This is a genomic window from Polaromonas sp. P4_F4, assembly GCF_056401355.1.
Map to the genome: position 1 here is coordinate 114,292 of NZ_JBFUJO010000005.1, position 15,581 is coordinate 129,872.

Below are 15,581 nucleotides of genomic sequence, written 5' to 3' on the forward strand. Positions count from 1 at the left end.
TTGCAGGCGCACCGTCCCAGGCTGCGCCATGACGCCCGAAGCCTTCCTCTCTTCCAAGATGCCGCTGGTCATGCAGCGTGGCTTTGCCTTGCGCCACAGCCGCCAGCCGCAGTACGAGTCGCACTGGCACCTGCACGACTGCGCGATGCTGTTGTGGACACAGACTGGCGCGCTGGAGAGCAGCTGGTCGCGCGAGCCACAGACGCCCTACTCGGCAGCGACCATCAGTCTCACGCGCGGCAGCGCTATCCTGCTGCCCCCCGCGACGGCGCACCGCACCACAGCATCCACCGCACGCCAGCAGCACGGCGAGTTGTATCTGGCGCCTGAATTGCTGCGCGGTCTCCGGCGCCATGGTGCCATGCGTCTGGACGGCGCCACCACGGCAATGCTGGACGCATTGCTGTCGCCCACCCTCGAGCCTCAGAGCGCTGAGCACCTGGTGCGCGCGGTGGTCGCGCAATGCGCGGCGGCCCGTCTTGTCGCGCTGGCGCCGCTGCACCGTTCACTGGTCAGCCGCATGATCGAATATTTTGACCTTGCATTGGAGCGGGAAGAGCCGCTGCCTTCGGCGCTGGACGTGGCCTGCAGCCTGGGCGTTTCGCTGCGCACTTTGCAACGCCAGTGCGAGGTGGAGGCTGCGGCCTCGCCGGTCGTCATCCGCCGCCGCCTGCTGGCGGCACGGGCACGCATGCTGCTGCGTGAAGGCCAGACTCTGGCGCAAGTCAGCCGCCGCCTGGATTTTTCAAACAGCGGGCATCTCACTCGGTTAATCAGAGCTGTTCCGGAGTAATCGGCCGCTCGCAAATACTGACTCGTACCACCGGCGAGTCAAGAAGCGCATCACAGTCCGCAGCGTGGATGTGCCAGCTTCATCGAAGTCGCACGCATGTGCATTCTTGCCCAACGGAACTCCTATTCGCCACAGTGAACGTTACGCGCACGGCACCGGCTAGCCGATTCAGTACCAGTGGCCGCTTCTGAAAGGGATCAACCTGGGCCCGGCGAAATGGATGGCATCGTGCGGCTGCTCGCACATCTGCGGCAGCACCTTTGTGACCTCGGTTTCACATTTCCTCCTCCGCCAACGTTTCCTGGGCCCCGACCTGGTTGCCGAGCCCATCAAGCTGTTGGATGACGCGTTGCCCAACGGCAATGAAGAGAAGATCGACGTTTCCAAGGTCGACGTGTCGATGAACGGAATAGAGTTGCAGGACCGCGAGTTCTTCGCTGCCATTCGCGATGGACGCGAGCCTAACGCCAGTGTCGCCCAGGTGCTGCCTTGCTACGAGATGCTCCATCGGCTTGAGCAGCAACTGGCGGCGTAACACAACGCCATAAAGACTCGCAAGATCGGGGAACTCACGATCAGAACCCTCGGTGTTGAATTGCGCTGAAGTCTGACCCGATTGTCAACATGAGCCAAGTTGCTGAGGTCGGCAACAAGATGAGGCTAATTTCGGAAAGAAAGTTTACGGATGTAATTTTTCTTTACGTTAAGCCGACACCTCTTTTGCCTACTCCGAAGCTCTCGAGGGCTTTATCTTTCGCAAAGCCGACGCACTCCCTTCCGTTTCCTTAGTGAATCTATGGTTTACCCGGACCTTCCTGAGGTTGGCATACCTATTGCACTTAGGCGTGTATGAATCATGACGAAACGCTACTAAAACCTGGAGCACAGGAGACGGTCGAACAAACGGTCGCCGAGCATCATCTCGCATCAGCATTTGCTGTCACTGCTGAAGAAAGTTACCCGCCCGTCCTGGCAACGCCGGCAATGATTGCCTTGCTCGAGCGCGCGTGCGCAAAGCTACTTCTGCCCTTGCTCAAGATTGATCAGCTGAGCGTTGGGGCGGTGGTAAACGTTACCCATACTGCGCCCACGGCACTGAATGAGTTGGTTACAGCGCAGGCCACGTTTCAAAACAAAGAAGGCCATCTGTATTGGTTTGATGTAGTGATCAGCGATGCCTCTGGTGTCGTAGGGAAGGGATGGCACGCCCGAGCCATTGTCAGTGAAACCATGATCAAGACCAAATCCGAGGCTCGCCGCCACCCCGAAATTTCAACTAAAGAAGCTTAAATGCATTCAAACGCAAACACCCTATTTCCGGAGCACTTCGACACTGCATTTGAAACTCTGGCAGTCGCCGACATCAGGAAGCTACAGGAAACACTCTGGCAAGAGCAGTGGAAATATCTCGGCCAGAGTTCTGCTTTCTACCGGCAGAAATTCGAGGATATTCTTGCCAAGGACGTCACACTCGACGGCATTCAGGGTCTGCCGTTCACCGAGAAAGATGACCTGAGAGTCAGTCAGGAGATTTCCTATCCGACGGGTGAGTACGTCGCCTGTGCGGAAAAGGATATAGCACGACTACATCGTACCTCGGGAACTACGGGGCGCCCCTTGATACTGGCAAACTCACGACGGGATGCGCTTGACGTGGCCAAAGTAGGGGCCCGTTCGATGTGGGCGGCAGGGCTTCGTCCTAGTGATCGTGTGGTGCACTGCCTGAATTACTGTATGTGGACTGGTGGCTTCACGGATCACACGATTCTCGAGGCAGCTGGCGCTACGGTATTGCCTTATGGGACGGGTCAGACGAAGCAGTTGATTGAATCGATTCGTGACCTGAAGATTAATGCGATTTCCTGCACACCCTCTTATCCAGCATTGCTGGAAGAGGTGCTGCGAGAGCACTTCCCCGGTATCAAACCACGGGACCTGGGCCTGAAGCTGGGCCTCTTCGGTGGAGAGGCTGGACTGGACAACGTCGATTTTCGCGCCCAGATGGAAGAAAAATGGGGCTTTAAAGTACGCAACGCCAATTTCGGATTGTCTGAAGTGTTGAGCATCATTGGTGGCCAGACAGATTGGACAAACGATCTGTTGTTCCACGGGGCTGATGTTGTGTTCATCGAAATCATCGACCCTGCTTCACTGCAGCGACTAAAAATACAGGAAGGAGTTAGCGGGGAGCTGGTTTGCACCCACCTTCGAAAGCAATGCCAACCTTTGGTTCGATATCGCACAAGAGATGTCGTAACAGTTACAGGGACCGAGCCTGGCGTAGATGGCCGAACGGCGTGGCGATTCCGGGTCAGTGGCAGGACTGACGATATGTTTAACGTACGCGGCATTAACGTCTTTCCCAGTGCTGTGCGCGCCGGAATCGAATCTCAACCGGCACTGTGCTCCGGCCAGTTCCGCATCATGCTCCACGGCGATGGTCCCTATGACAGGGTTGATGTTCAGGCGGAGGCAACTCGCGAGTTGGGCCCCGAGAATTGGGTGGATGCCGCGAAGGCTCTGGAAAAAGCTGTGCGAGACCGCATCGGCGCGACGGCTGTTGTGCAAATGGTGCCATTCATGCATTTCCCTCGCACTGACGGCAAGACGCAATGGGTCCAGAAGGTCAGTAAATGAAATACGCTCGCATCGAAGGTCATGGCCCTATTTGCCACGTCATTCTTGATCGCCCGGAACGCTTGAATGCCATTAGTGGCGTCTTGCTTGACGATTTGCATGACGCGCTGCGCCTTGCGCAGTCGTCTGACGACGTCAAGGTCATAGTGCTGAGTGGCAATGGTCGGGCGTTCTGTGCCGGTGACGATTTAAAAGAGTTTGGTGAGCAGACAAAAAGTCCCGATTCAATCGTTCAGCATATTGATCGCATTCAGCAGATCACACGAGACTTGATGTTTGGCCCGAAACCCGTGATCGGCGCCATTCACGGTTTTGCCGTTGGTGGCGGCTTCGAATGGCTTCTCAACTGCGATCTGGTGATCGCATCTGACGACTTAGTTTGCTTCTTCCCCGAAATGGATTGGGGTCAGTTCGTTACCGGCGGTGTGACTCACCTGCTACCCCAGACGGTCGGCTATCAAAAGGCCATGGAACTCTGGCTGCTCGGCGAACGACAGAGTGCCGCCGATCTCAAGGCGCTAGGTTTGGTCAACTGGGTAGTACCGAAGCATCAGTTAATCGGGCGGGCATTCGAAGTCGCAACCGTTGTCGCATCGAAATCAGCATTCAGCGTAAGTAGGCTCAAGAGGCTTCTTACAACCCAGTTGAGTCATCAGCTTTCAGCCTCCCTCGAGCTTGAGAAGGATGCGACGGTGGCCGCGTTCTCGCGTTCAGAAGCAGCCGAGCGGGTTCAAAAATTCGGAAAAAAATAGGAGTATTAACGTGCTCATTAAGGCTATAACATTTGACTACTTCGGAACCTTGGTCGATGTCGACAAGGGTGGCATTAAGGGCATGGATACCGTGCTGAAGCTGGCTGGCATCCAAACTTCACTCTCGCCGACGGAGGTCTACCTCGATTGGGACGTTCTCAACGTCCAGGCTTATCGTGGTGGGAAATTCCGCAAGTACCGGGAGGTATCTGGTATTGCGATGGCTCAGTGTCTAGAGAAGCTGGAGACGGGGGTTTCCGCAAGGGTCGATATACCTCTCCTCACTGATGTTTTTCTAGGACATCTTGTAGAGGATTCTCCGCCGCATCCCGATGCGATTTTGGCGCTCGAGTGGATGTCCAAAAAATATCCTCTCATGCCCATTACCAATATGGATAGTGACCTTTGGCAGCGCAGCCAACTGGTCGACTTTTTTGAACACGTCACAACTGCCGAGATGGCCAAGGCCTACAAGCCTTCAGAGGCTATCTTCCGGCTAGCGATCGACCGCCTAGCTGTTGCGCCAGAACACATTCTGCACTGCTCTCTTGCCTCATGGGCTGACATCGATGGCGCCAAGCCCTTAGGCGTCAACGTTGCGTGGATCAATCGAGGCAATGAAAAGCTCGGCCCCTGGCAACCACGACCTGATTTTGAGTTCCCCACCCTGGCTGGTGTTCGCGAAAAGCTGGCCCTTCTGTAGTTTCAATCTAACGAAAGCAAATCATGCAAAAAACTTCATTGAATTTGGCGGCGACGATCATTGCAGTATTCTTGCCCACCGTAGCAATGGCTCAGGACATTACCATCAAAGTGGGGCATGCTGGCCCATTGAGTGGCACTTCCGCCGCAAGTGGCAAAGACAACGAACGCGGCGTGGCGTTGGCCATTAGCGAGTTGAACGCCTCGGATTTCAAGGTAGCTGGAAAACGCGTGAAGTTCGAACTTCTTTCCGAAGATGACCAAGGAGATCCACGTACCGGTGTCGCCGTTGCGCAGAAATTCGCGGACCAGAAAGTGACCTTTGTACTCGGCCATTACAACTCTGGTGTTTCGATTCCAGCTTCGCGGGTCTACAACGAAGCTGGCATTCCCGTAATCAGTGGTGCATCATCCAACCCGAAGCTGACACAGCAAGGTTACAAAAATGTTTTCCGGTTAGCGGCCAACGACAATGTGATGGGTGCGGCTATCGCCAAGTATGCCTCTACTCATGGAGTGAAGTCGGTAGCTGTTATTGACGACCGAACAGCCTACGGCCAGGGCGTCGCTGAAGTATTCTTGAAGACGGCCGAGGAGCTCAAGCTTAAAGTGGTCGGCCGCGAATTTACCACCGAGAAGGCCACTGATTTCAACCCCATCCTGACCAAACTGCGTGCCGAGAAACCTGATGCGATATTTTTTGGTGGCTATTACGCACAGGCCGGCCTGATGGCCCGCCAGATGAAGCAGCTCGCACTCGGTTCCATGCTGATTGGCGGTGACGGCATCTGTGCCAACGAGGCGCTGACGCTGGGCGCTACGGTACTCGAAGGAAGGTTCTTCTGCGCTCAAGGCGGAGCGCCGCTGAAAACCCAGCCGGGCGGCCCGGAGTTCAGCGCGAAGTTCAAGAATGCCTATGGCGCGGACATCGACGTTTACGCGCCGGCGTTCTATGTGGCCACCTTGGCTGCCGCCAAAGCCATGCAAGACGCGGGGACCACCGATCCAAAGCAGATCTCGGTGGCTCTGAGCAAGCTTAACTATGACAGCCTGCTGGGTAAAGTGAAGTTCGACGAAACGGGCGAATGGATTAACCCGCCGGTCACTATTTATACGATTGCAGCAGGAAAGCTTACGCCGGTCACGAAGTAGCAAAAAAGCCGCTATTTTTAAGAATAGCGGCTTTTTTTCATTGTGTTCAAGAGCAACTCTCTAAACATAGCGAATCCGTAGTAATGACTGGCTCAAAATCAACCAGGCAACAGGCAGCGCGATGAAATCAACTCAACAGGACAGTGATCTGTAATGACCGGTATTTGTTGCGTCATGCACCTGCTAGCCAATGAGCCGCCGCTAAGTAGGCTGAGCGGAATTGCACAGCTGTTTCCAGTTTTAGATGTTCGTGACAGGCAGGCTGTATGTGAGGGTTTGACCAGCACAGGAATGCCGGTTACAAAGATGCCCATAAGTGATCAGTTTTTTCAAAGCTCCAATCCGGGACTGAATTGCTTAGCCCAACCTGAGAAAAACCATCTAACTGACCATTGTGGACAGCAATAAGCCTTCAGCAATGAACGCGTCGGAACGCATATGGGAATATCTGACGCAACAATTTGCGGAAGATGGGCTCGATATTTGCATTGTCGGAGTACCGCCACGCTATCAAATATGGTGTGGCGATGTGCCTCTGGCGCATCCTCAGGTGCCCGGATTTCAGGCAGTCATTCTGAACAATGACTTGCAGATTGGGGAGAAGCTTCTTAATGACTTTTATTCTGTTCAGCTGAGCGGATCGTTTTGGGGTGAGCCTGGTGTGTTGCAAGGGGTGGCCTCTGGTTTGACCACAGGCAGCGCTGAACGAGTAGTTGTAATCGGCCGACGTCGCGACGGAGACGCAGGGCAACTCACTAACTCTCTAAAAAGAGTAGCGCTGCTTTGGCAAATTGCCCAGGAAACAGACGCATTAATGGATGCGCAGTCACATCAACTGTGCGAGCAGCAAGCCATCGTTGATCACATCACCGATGGTCTTTTAGTCGTGGATCGGGAGGGGGTTGTCAAGCACATAAACGCAGCGGCTGGTCGAATTTTGAGCTTAATTCCTGCACAAAGTGTTGGGCGGAAGTTTAGCGAACTCCTCGATTTCGAACCTATCATTGCCCCAATACTGGCAAGTGGCGTGGGTTACCAGGATCGCGAGTTGATCATCGATTCGCCAAAAAGGCACCTGCATCTGATCGACACTGCCGTCCCCATCAAGGATCGCCACGGACGTGTCGTGTCCATTGTCAACTCATTCAGGGAAATTCAAAGAGTCAGACGTGTCGCGGACAAATTTAGTGGCAGCCATGCGCGTTATACCTTCAATGACCTTATTGGGAACAGCGAATCTTTAAAGCGTGCTATTGATGCTGCCAAGAAAGCGGCACGGGGCTTCGCTAACGTGATGCTGCTCGGCGAAAGCGGTGTCGGCAAAGAGGTTTTTGCTCAAGCCATGCACAATGCCAGCGAAAGGTGTGAAGGGCCGTTCATCGCGATCAATTGTGCTGCACTACCTCGCGATCTTATTGAGAGCGAGTTGTTCGGCTATTCGCCAGGAAGTTTTACGGGAGCCAGAAAGGAAGGACGTCCTGGGAAATTTGAAGCGGCATCTGGAGGTACCATTTTTCTTGATGAGATTTCGGAGCTTCCTATTGACGTTCAAGCCAAACTTTTACGCGTTCTCCAGGAGCGAGAGGTCGTCCGTGTTGGCGAAAGTCGCGGGATCCCGATTGACGTACGGCTGATTTCGGCATCAAACCGTGATCTCCGCGCCATGTCCAAACTACGTGAGTTTCGCGAGGATCTTTATTACCGCTGCAATGTTATTGGTATTAACATTCCGGCTTTGCGCGACCGCCCTACAGATATTCCGGTTCTGACAAACTTTTTCATTGCCAAGTACGCGGGGCTGCTGTCAAAGAATGTATTTGGATTCTCCGCCGACGCGCTGGAGAGACTGTATAGCTACAACTGGCCGGGGAATGTTCGCGAACTTGAGAATGCTATCGAACGAATCATCAATCTCACAGAGCATGAGTTGGTTGAAATCGATGACTTGCCAGACGAGCTCCAACTTTACAAGCCTGCTCCGTCAAAGTCTCTTGAGCCAAATATGATCGCGCCGCGAAGCCTTCATGAGTTAGAGCGTGAAGCGATCACCTCCATGTTGAGCTATTGCGGGTTCAACGTCACTCTAGCCGCGAGAAGACTAGGGATCTCGAAACCTACGCTGTATTCCAAAGTGCGGGAGCACGGCATAAATCTCGAGCGTTGACCAAGACTTCATTGATTTTCAGGGCTGCCTGGTCATTTCAATAATCTATTTCATTCCTCGCAGAGTTATCTTCAAAGCGCAACGACTCACACTCGTTTGGAAGAAAAACGGAGAATTTAGGTGGTTGGCGAAGGAAAATCGTGTAGATGGCGGATTTGGCAGATAAAAGAAAAGATATTTCTAGTGGGAGTTAGGCATTCTCCTTACTATGAACAGCAGACTTCCCCAGTTACTTAAGGCCGTTCAAGACGGCCTAAATCCAGCTCAGGATGAGCATCCAGTCTCGCGTAACGGTGCGCAAATATTGATCGCCACGCTTGTAGAGCTGGGCGTCGATACGATTTTCGGTTACCCCGGCGGCGCTGTCTTGCCGATTTACGATGCGCTGTTTGAGCATTCGGGATTGCGTCATGTGCTGGTACGACACGAACAAGCAGCCGTGCATGCTGCTGAGGGGTACTCGCGTACAACCGGGCGAGTAGGCGTCGTTTTGGTTACATCAGGACCAGGAGTGTGCAATACCATTTCAGGCCTTGTCGACGCTTTATGTGACTCAATACCGATTGTCTGCATAAGTGGGCAGGTGTCTTCCTCCCTCATCGGTACTGACGCATTCCAGGAGTGTGACACCCTCGGTTTGACTCGGCCCGCCACTAAATGGAACTATCAAATCAGGGCTATCGGAGACATTGCCCGATCCGTTCGAAAGGCATTCGAGCATGCGGAAGGAAATCGACCTGGGCCGGTAGTAATTGATTTTCCGAAAGATATACAGCAGCAGAGACTGAGTGGTCGCGGAAATTGTGGCTTTCGGATAGCAAATTCGGCGGTACCCAGAATCCCGCGTGAAAAAATAAGAACCGCTTCCGAGTTGATCAGAACTGCTCGGAGGCCCGTCTTCTACGGAGGGGGAGGGCTCATCAATTCCGGAAATGCGGCATGTGGGATTTTTACCCGGATAGTCAGGTCCGTTGACTCTCCTTGCACTCTAACGTTGATGGGTCTGGGGGCCTTTCCTGCCAGCGATTCGCAGTTTCTTGGTATGTTGGGTATGCACGGGACGGTGGAGGCAAACATGGCCATGCATGAGGCCGATCTTATCGTCGCTGTTGGGGCACGTTTCGATGACCGAGTGACAGGTCGATTAGCTGACTTTGCGCCGCGCGCTCGAATCATTCATATCGATATCGATCCAGCCTCCATTAACAAAATCGTAAAAGTAGATGTGCCCATAGTAGGTGACTGCCATGCGGTCCTAACCATGTTGGAAGCGGAGCTGAATGGCGGAACCCATGCCGACCGGGCGGACTGGTGGAGTCGCATCAACGACTGGCGGGCGGCTGATTGCCTATCTTTCGAGGACGATCAAGATGCGATTCGTCCCCAGCGCCTATTTCAGTCTCTGAACAATCTGCTTCATCAGAACGAGAGCGATTGGATCGTCTCAACTGACGTGGGACAGCACCAGATGTGGGCCGCTCAGTATTTACAGTTTGATCAACCGAAACGGTGGTTGACTTCCGGGGGCGCGGGAACCATGGGTTTTGGGTTGCCGGCTGCGCTTGGTGCACAAACTGCTCACCCAGGGAAGACTGTTGTATGTGTCAGCGGCGATGCATCCATCTTGATGAACATCCAAGAATTGGCAACCGCTAAGCAACACAAGCTACCAGTAAAGTTGATCATCTGCAACAACGGCTACATGGGCATGGTACGGCAGTGGCAGCAGCTCAATCATGGAGGCAGATACAGCCACAGCTATAGCGACTCGCTACCCGATTTTGTCGCACTTGCTGCGTCATTCGGATGGGAAAGCGCTCGCGTCAGCGATCCGGAGAAGTTGAATGATGCTTTGAAAGCGTGTTTGGCATCTGAAAAACCATATCTGCTGGACGTGGCGGTGTCGGCGCAGCAGAACTGTTTTCCGATGATCGCAAGTGGAGCTGGTCATCACGAAATCATGCTTGCCGAAGATCGTATGTATAGAAACACTGCCAGTGCTGTTGTTCATGCCATGCTTCCGCGGGACCTGCCGGCGGCCATTGAACAGCTATAGCGGATCAAAACGAGTCGATCAGAGAGCAGGTAAGACCATTCGAATGTGTTCCCTGAATGCGCGAGAGTGCTCAAGCGGTTGCACAATGGGGATGCACTTAGAGAGTGTCAATTTAGCTGGAGTGTTAAGTGACAAAAAATTCAGAAAAATCATTCTGGAAGAATGCTAACCAGCATCTCATCCGGTATGGTGCAAACTTTGAACCGATGATCATCGAGCGCGCACACGGCAGCTTTGTCTACGATGCGGATGGCCGTCCAATTCTGGATTTCACCTCAGGACAGATGAGTTCCTTGCTAGGGCACGGGCACCCCGAGATATGTGCCGTGATTGCCGACCATGCGCGTAATCTGGACCACCTCTTCAGCGGTATGCTATCTCGCCCAGTCGTCGACTTGGCGACGAAGCTCGCTGAGATAACGCCGGTCGGTTTGGACAGAAGTCTGCTGCTAAGCACCGGGGGAGAGGCCAACGAAGCGGCGATCAAGATGGCCAAACTCGCAACTGGGAAATATGAAATAGTAAGTTTTTCCCAATCCTGGCACGGTATGACCGGCGGAGCGGCGTCGGCCACCTACAGCGCTGGACGCAAAGGTTACGGACCATCAGCAGTTGGATCTTTTGCCATCGCGGCACCCTATCCCTATCGCCCTCGTTTCGAGAGTGGAGGTAGATTTGACTGGAAAGCTGAGCTGGATTACGGCTTTGACCTGATTGATCGCCAATCCAGTGGAAATTTGGCTGCATTTATCGCTGAACCAATACTTAGTTCAGGGGGCCTGATAGACCTACCGGAAGGCTACCTTAATGCGTTGAAGAAAAAGTGCGAAGAGCGAAGTATGTTTTTGATCCTGGACGAGGCGCAAACCGGCGTAGGGCGAACCGGGCTAATGTTTGCTTTCGAACGCGATGGAGTGGTGCCGGATATTCTGACTTTATCGAAAACACTCGGAGCGGGGTTGCCATTATCCGCAGTAGTCACTTCAGCAGAAATCGAAGAGCGTTGTCATGAGCTCGGGTTCCTTTTTTATACAACTCACGTTTCAGATCCACTGCCGGCCGCAGTAGGTCTAAAAGTCCTGGAAGTGGTGGGGCGAGATGGTCTTGTTGAGCGTGCAAGAACGGCTGGCGCACGTTTGGAGAATGGCCTGCGCGCGTTGCAACAACGTTTCGAATGTATTGGAGATGTACGCGGCCGTGGTCTCCTGCTTGGTATTGAGATCGTTAAGGACCGCGAGAGCAAAGAAGCCGCTTCAAACTTCGGCGTAGCAATTACACGAGAGTGCATGAAGCTTGGGTTAAGCATGAACATCGTGCAACTACCGGGTATGGGCGGAGTATTCCGCATTGCTCCGCCACTTACCGTGAGCGATGAAGAAATTGACTTGGGCCTGGAATTGCTTGGCCGCGCCATTGAGAACGCGACTTGACGTCTCTTGCGTGCTCGTGATCTGTCCAGATGACAACAACCGCTAGTAATGGGGCGGTCGAAGTCATGTTGCTTGGTTAGTAGCTTGTCGTCCTCTCACTGACGTCGTAACCCCATGCAAGGCCCCGACTTTCGCTAATTTGGCTGCTAGCCCCAGTTGCCTTGCCCTGGCCGAATTTACACTCGCGTGTTTGACGTGACCGAAGCCACGCACTGCCTCGGGCAAACGGGCGAGCTCAAGCGTTAGCTTTGAACCCTCATTGCCGAGAAAAATGGTAGGCAAGGCCTGCGTTATCCATTCACAATACTCCTCGATCAGTGCGCGCTCCATGCGACGCTCTTCGGTGTATCCAAAGATATCAAAGGGGGTACCGCGCAAAGACTTTAGTCGTGCTAATACCCTGAACGCCACCATCACCCAACCACCATAGCGGCGCTTGATCAGATGGCCGTCATTGTCCTTTTTACTGAAGAGCGGCGGCGCCAGGTTGAAAGACACGGAGTAGTCGCCTTCGAATTGAGCCTCTAACAGTTGCTTGAAGCTTCCATCGGTATATAGCCGTGCTACTTCGTACTCATCCTTATAAGTCATCAGCTTAAAGAGGTTGCGTGCCACAGCTTTGCTGATGCTGTCTGTGAGTCGTCCAGCCTGGCGTTCTGCATCACGCACTTGTTCCACGAAAGTGGTATACCGCGCGGCATAGTCTGCGTTCTGATATGCCCTAAGAAATTCTGCACGCTTTTTCATCGTCATGGCCAGAGATTCGGGCAATTGAATGACAATCTTTTGCTCCTTCACTGTCAGTCGGTCCACTGCCGCCAGGTTCACCGCCGCCATGCGACCCCACTGCAAAGCCTGCTGATTGGCGGCGACCGCTACGCCATTAAGCTCAATTGCGCGCATTAATGCCTGCAGGGAAACCGGGATTGCGCCCCGCTGGAAGGCAAAGCCCAGCATGAACAGATTTGCCGCGATCGAGTCACCCATCAGCGCAGTTGCGATGCGCGTCGCGTCGATGAATTCGGCGCGCTCACCTACCGCTTCAGCTATCAGCGTGCGCACTTGCGTGGTCGGGAATTCCCAATCCGGGTTGCGCGCAAATTGGCCAGGTGGTTGCTCATGCGTATTGATCACGGCTAGCGTTCTGCCCAAGCTCGTCTTAGCGATCGCGTCAGCCGCACCTGCCGTCAGCAGGTCGCAACCCAGGATCAGATCGGCCTCACCCGTGGCGATGCGCTGCGCGCGCAGTTCCAGCGGCGTCCTGGCAAAACGCACGTGCGAGGTCACCGCACCGTTCTTCTGGCTCATGCCCGTCATGTCGAGCACGCTAACACCTTTTCCCTCCAGATGGCCAGCCATACCGAGCAGTGCACCAATTGTGATGACGCCCGTACCGCCAATGCCGGTGATCAGGATGTTGAAGGGGTGTGAGAGGTCGCAGACTCCGGGCAGCGGTAATGCATCGAAGTCTGCGGTGCGCGGCTGGCCGAACCCTGAAATACCCTTGGGTTTGCGCACCTTGCCGCCCTTGACGGTAACAAAGCTGGGACAGAATCCTTTGACACACGAATAGTCTTTGTTGCAGGACGACTGATCGACGACACGCTTCCGACCCAGATCGGTTTCTTTTGGTAATAGCGACGTGCAATTCGACTGCACGCCACAGTCCCCGCAGCCTTCACACACCAGTTCGTTGATGAACAGCCGTTCGTCCGGGTCTACCATCTCCTTCTTCTTGCGGCGCCGGCGCTTCTCAGCCGCGCAGGTCTGGTCGTAAATAATGACGCTCACGCCCTTGACCTCGCGTAGTTCGCGCTGTACTTCGTTCATCATCTCGCGCGGATGCACCGTGACGCTGTCCGGTAACTGGCTGCGATCGATGTAACGCCCCATCGTCTCGGTAACCAGGGCTATCCGGCCCACGCCTTCGGCCACCATCTGCTTTGCAATCGCAAACACGCTGATGGGGCCATCCACCGGCTGGCCGCCTGTCATAGCTACAGCATCGTTGTACAGTATCTTGTAGGTCATGTTGACAGGTAGGGTTCTGTTCGCCGCCACGGCCGCGCGGATTGCCAGGTAACCCGAATGGAAGTAGGTACCGTCGCCCAGATTGGCAAACACGTGTGGAACCTTACTGAAAGCTGCAGCGCCAATCCATGGCGCTCCTTCGCCACCCATCTGCGTGGTAAGTTTGTTGAACTCGGGATAAATCGCTGTCGCCATCACGTGGCAACCAATGCCGGCCAATGCAAAGCTGCCTTCAGGCACACGTGTGCTGCTGTTATGCGGGCATCCCGAACAGTAGTACGCCGGGCGCGCTGGTGTGTCGATGGCGCGTTTGAGAACCGCATCCTTTGCTTCCAGAAACGCCAGGCGAGCTTTAATCAGGTCATCTGTACTCGTCTCTATGCTCAATCGCTTAATGCGCGCCGCAATCACGCGCGCCACTTGCGCAACAGAAAAGTCTGCGCGCGATGGCAGCAACCAGTCACCACGACCTTTGTCGTTGTGAACGTTCCATTCGCCTCGTTCGTCAAATTTACCGATCACCCTTGGCCTTACGTCATCGCGCCAGTTATAGAGCTGCTCTTTTAGCTGATACTCAACCATCTGGCGCTTCTCTTCCACCACCAAGATCTCGTCCAGCCCACGCGCAAACTCGCGGATGCCCTCCGGCTCCAGCGGCCACGGCATAGCAACCTTGAACAGGCGGATACCGATGTCTGCCGCCAGCTGTTCGGTGATGCCCAACTCTTCAAGTGCATCAAGCACATCCAAATAGCTTTTTCCGGAGGCGACAATGCCCAGTCGTGCCTTGGCTGAATCAATAGTCACACGATTGAGGCGGTTGGCTCGCGCGTAGGCCATGGCGGCATAAATTTTGTAGTCCTGCATCAGCGCTTCCTGCTTTCGCGCCTGTACGCCCAGCGTGTCGGTAGACAACCTGGCATTGAGGCCGCCCTCGGGCAGCGCAAACTCCTCGGGCTGCATGATGGTCGTGGCAAACGGATTGGCCTCGATCGACGCACTCGACTCCACTGTGTCGGCCAGCGCCTTGAAGCCCACAGCGCACCCCGAAAACCGTGACATGGCCCAACCATGCAAGCCCAGCTCGATGTATTCCTGCACGTTGCAGGGGTAAAGCACTGGAATCATCGATGCGCTGAACACGTGATCGCTCTGGTGCGGCAGGGTGGACGAATACGCGCCGTGGTCATCGCCGGCCACCAGCAGAACACCGCCGAACTTGGCCGTACCCGCGTGGTTCATGTGCTTGAGAACGTCAATGCTTCGGTCCACGCCTGGGCCCTTGGCGTACCACAAGGCAAATACCCCGTCATAGTCAGAATCTCCTAGCAGGTGGAGTTGCTGTGTGCCCCAGACCGAGGTCGCAGCCATGTCTTCGTTTATGCCCGGAATAAACCGGATATGGTGAGCACTGAGGTGCTTTTGAGCAGACCAGAAAGCTTCATCTAAGCCCCCAAGTGGTGACCCCCTGTAGCCAGACACGAAGCCGCCAGTATTCAAACCGCTGGCCAGGTCTCTAATCCTTTGAATAAGTGGAAGGCGAACAAGCGCCTGGATACCGCTGAGGTAAATACGGCCGCTTTGAGCCAGGTACTTATCTTCGAGGGAAACCGCACGAAGATCTGCAGTGATGGTGCCAGCCGTTGGAGCAGGTGAAACGTCGAGGTCGGACATGCTTATACCTGGTAAGGTAGTTAAGATTTCGGAAGCACGGGATTGCCGTACAACCGCTATGGGGCCTTCCGAACGGGTAAGTCCAGATGGCATGCACGAGTATCCGTCGATGGAAGAGTAAAGATTTTCCGTATTGCTGACTGAACCCTGCTGCTTCAAAAAAGCTTTCTGTTTTCTGAGGATTTCTAGA

The 15,581-nt window shown here is 54.3% G+C and carries 10 protein-coding genes and 1 pseudogene; 10 read left to right on the top strand and 1 reads right to left on the bottom strand.

Features of this window, described 5'->3' with window-relative positions; all coding sequences use genetic code 11:
* Nucleotides 1-28 precede the first annotated feature (28 nt).
* The 10 genes and pseudogenes from AC1DUR_RS07710 (at nt 29) to AC1DUR_RS07755 (ending at nt 11,686) form a co-directional block, all read left to right on the top strand.
* Nucleotides 29-793 carry a helix-turn-helix domain-containing protein gene (locus AC1DUR_RS07710; RefSeq protein ID WP_477721496.1) on the top strand — a complete coding sequence of 255 codons (765 nt, stop codon included), beginning with the start codon at nt 29-31 and terminating at the stop codon, nt 791-793.
* A 343-nt stretch (nt 794-1,136) separates the two neighbouring features.
* Nucleotides 1,137-1,328, top strand: a pseudogene (locus AC1DUR_RS07715) (oxidoreductase); the annotation flags it as partial.
* A 314-nt stretch (nt 1,329-1,642) separates the two neighbouring features.
* Nucleotides 1,643-2,083 (top strand): thioesterase family protein, encoded by a 441-nt coding sequence (locus AC1DUR_RS07720; protein WP_477721497.1) that lies wholly within the window; start codon nt 1,643-1,645, stop codon nt 2,081-2,083.
* Nucleotides 2,084-3,430, top strand: coding sequence for a phenylacetate--CoA ligase family protein (locus tag AC1DUR_RS07725; RefSeq protein ID WP_477721498.1), 1,347 nt, complete (start codon nt 2,084-2,086; stop codon nt 3,428-3,430).
* On the top strand, nt 3,427-4,182 hold the full coding sequence (locus AC1DUR_RS07730) for an enoyl-CoA hydratase/isomerase family protein (protein WP_477721499.1): 756 nt from the start codon (nt 3,427-3,429) through the stop codon (nt 4,180-4,182). The genes AC1DUR_RS07725 and AC1DUR_RS07730 overlap by 4 nt, the downstream gene beginning before the upstream one ends.
* 10 nt (nt 4,183-4,192) lie before the next feature.
* Nucleotides 4,193-4,885, top strand: a complete 693-nt coding sequence (locus tag AC1DUR_RS07735; RefSeq protein ID WP_477721500.1) for an HAD family hydrolase — start codon at nt 4,193-4,195, stop codon at nt 4,883-4,885.
* A 23-nt stretch (nt 4,886-4,908) separates the two neighbouring features.
* Nucleotides 4,909-6,036 carry a branched-chain amino acid ABC transporter substrate-binding protein gene (locus AC1DUR_RS07740; protein ID WP_477721501.1) on the top strand — a complete coding sequence of 376 codons (1,128 nt, stop codon included), beginning with the start codon at nt 4,909-4,911 and terminating at the stop codon, nt 6,034-6,036.
* 418 nt (nt 6,037-6,454) lie between these two features.
* Nucleotides 6,455-8,200 carry a sigma-54 interaction domain-containing protein gene (locus AC1DUR_RS07745; protein WP_477721502.1) on the top strand — a complete coding sequence of 582 codons (1,746 nt, stop codon included), beginning with the start codon at nt 6,455-6,457 and terminating at the stop codon, nt 8,198-8,200.
* 208 nt (nt 8,201-8,408) lie between these two features.
* Nucleotides 8,409-10,256: a biosynthetic-type acetolactate synthase large subunit gene (ilvB, locus tag AC1DUR_RS07750; RefSeq protein ID WP_477721503.1), complete on the top strand. Its 1,848-nt coding sequence runs from the start codon at nt 8,409-8,411 to the stop codon at nt 10,254-10,256.
* Nucleotides 10,257-10,384: 128 nt separating this feature from the next.
* Nucleotides 10,385-11,686, top strand: coding sequence for an aspartate aminotransferase family protein (locus AC1DUR_RS07755; RefSeq protein ID WP_477721504.1), 1,302 nt, complete (start codon nt 10,385-10,387; stop codon nt 11,684-11,686).
* A gap of 63 nt (nt 11,687-11,749) precedes the next feature.
* Here AC1DUR_RS07755 and AC1DUR_RS07760 read toward each other — a convergent pair whose 3' ends face one another.
* The gene (locus AC1DUR_RS07760; RefSeq protein WP_477721505.1) at nt 11,750-15,391 is read right to left on the bottom strand and encodes an indolepyruvate ferredoxin oxidoreductase family protein; all 3,642 of its coding nucleotides are present in this window, start codon (nt 15,389-15,391) and stop codon (nt 11,750-11,752) included.
* Nucleotides 15,392-15,581: the final 190 nt, after the last annotated feature.

Excerpts from the sequence above, each read along its gene's own strand:
- ilvB (WP_477721503.1), top strand. The coding sequence starts at position 8,409 with ATGAACAGCAGACTTCCCCAGTTACTTAAGGCCGTTCAAGACGGCCTA.
- AC1DUR_RS07725 (WP_477721498.1), top strand. The coding sequence starts at position 2,084 with ATGCATTCAAACGCAAACACCCTATTTCCGGAGCACTTCGACACTGCA.
- AC1DUR_RS07720 (WP_477721497.1), top strand. The coding sequence starts at position 1,643 with ATGAATCATGACGAAACGCTACTAAAACCTGGAGCACAGGAGACGGTC.
- AC1DUR_RS07710 (WP_477721496.1), top strand. The coding sequence starts at position 29 with ATGACGCCCGAAGCCTTCCTCTCTTCCAAGATGCCGCTGGTCATGCAG.
- AC1DUR_RS07740 (WP_477721501.1), top strand. The coding sequence starts at position 4,909 with ATGCAAAAAACTTCATTGAATTTGGCGGCGACGATCATTGCAGTATTC.
- AC1DUR_RS07745 (WP_477721502.1), top strand. The coding sequence starts at position 6,455 with ATGAACGCGTCGGAACGCATATGGGAATATCTGACGCAACAATTTGCG.
- AC1DUR_RS07730 (WP_477721499.1), top strand. The coding sequence starts at position 3,427 with ATGAAATACGCTCGCATCGAAGGTCATGGCCCTATTTGCCACGTCATT.
- AC1DUR_RS07760 (WP_477721505.1), bottom strand. The coding sequence starts at position 15,391 with ATGTCCGACCTCGACGTTTCACCTGCTCCAACGGCTGGCACCATCACT.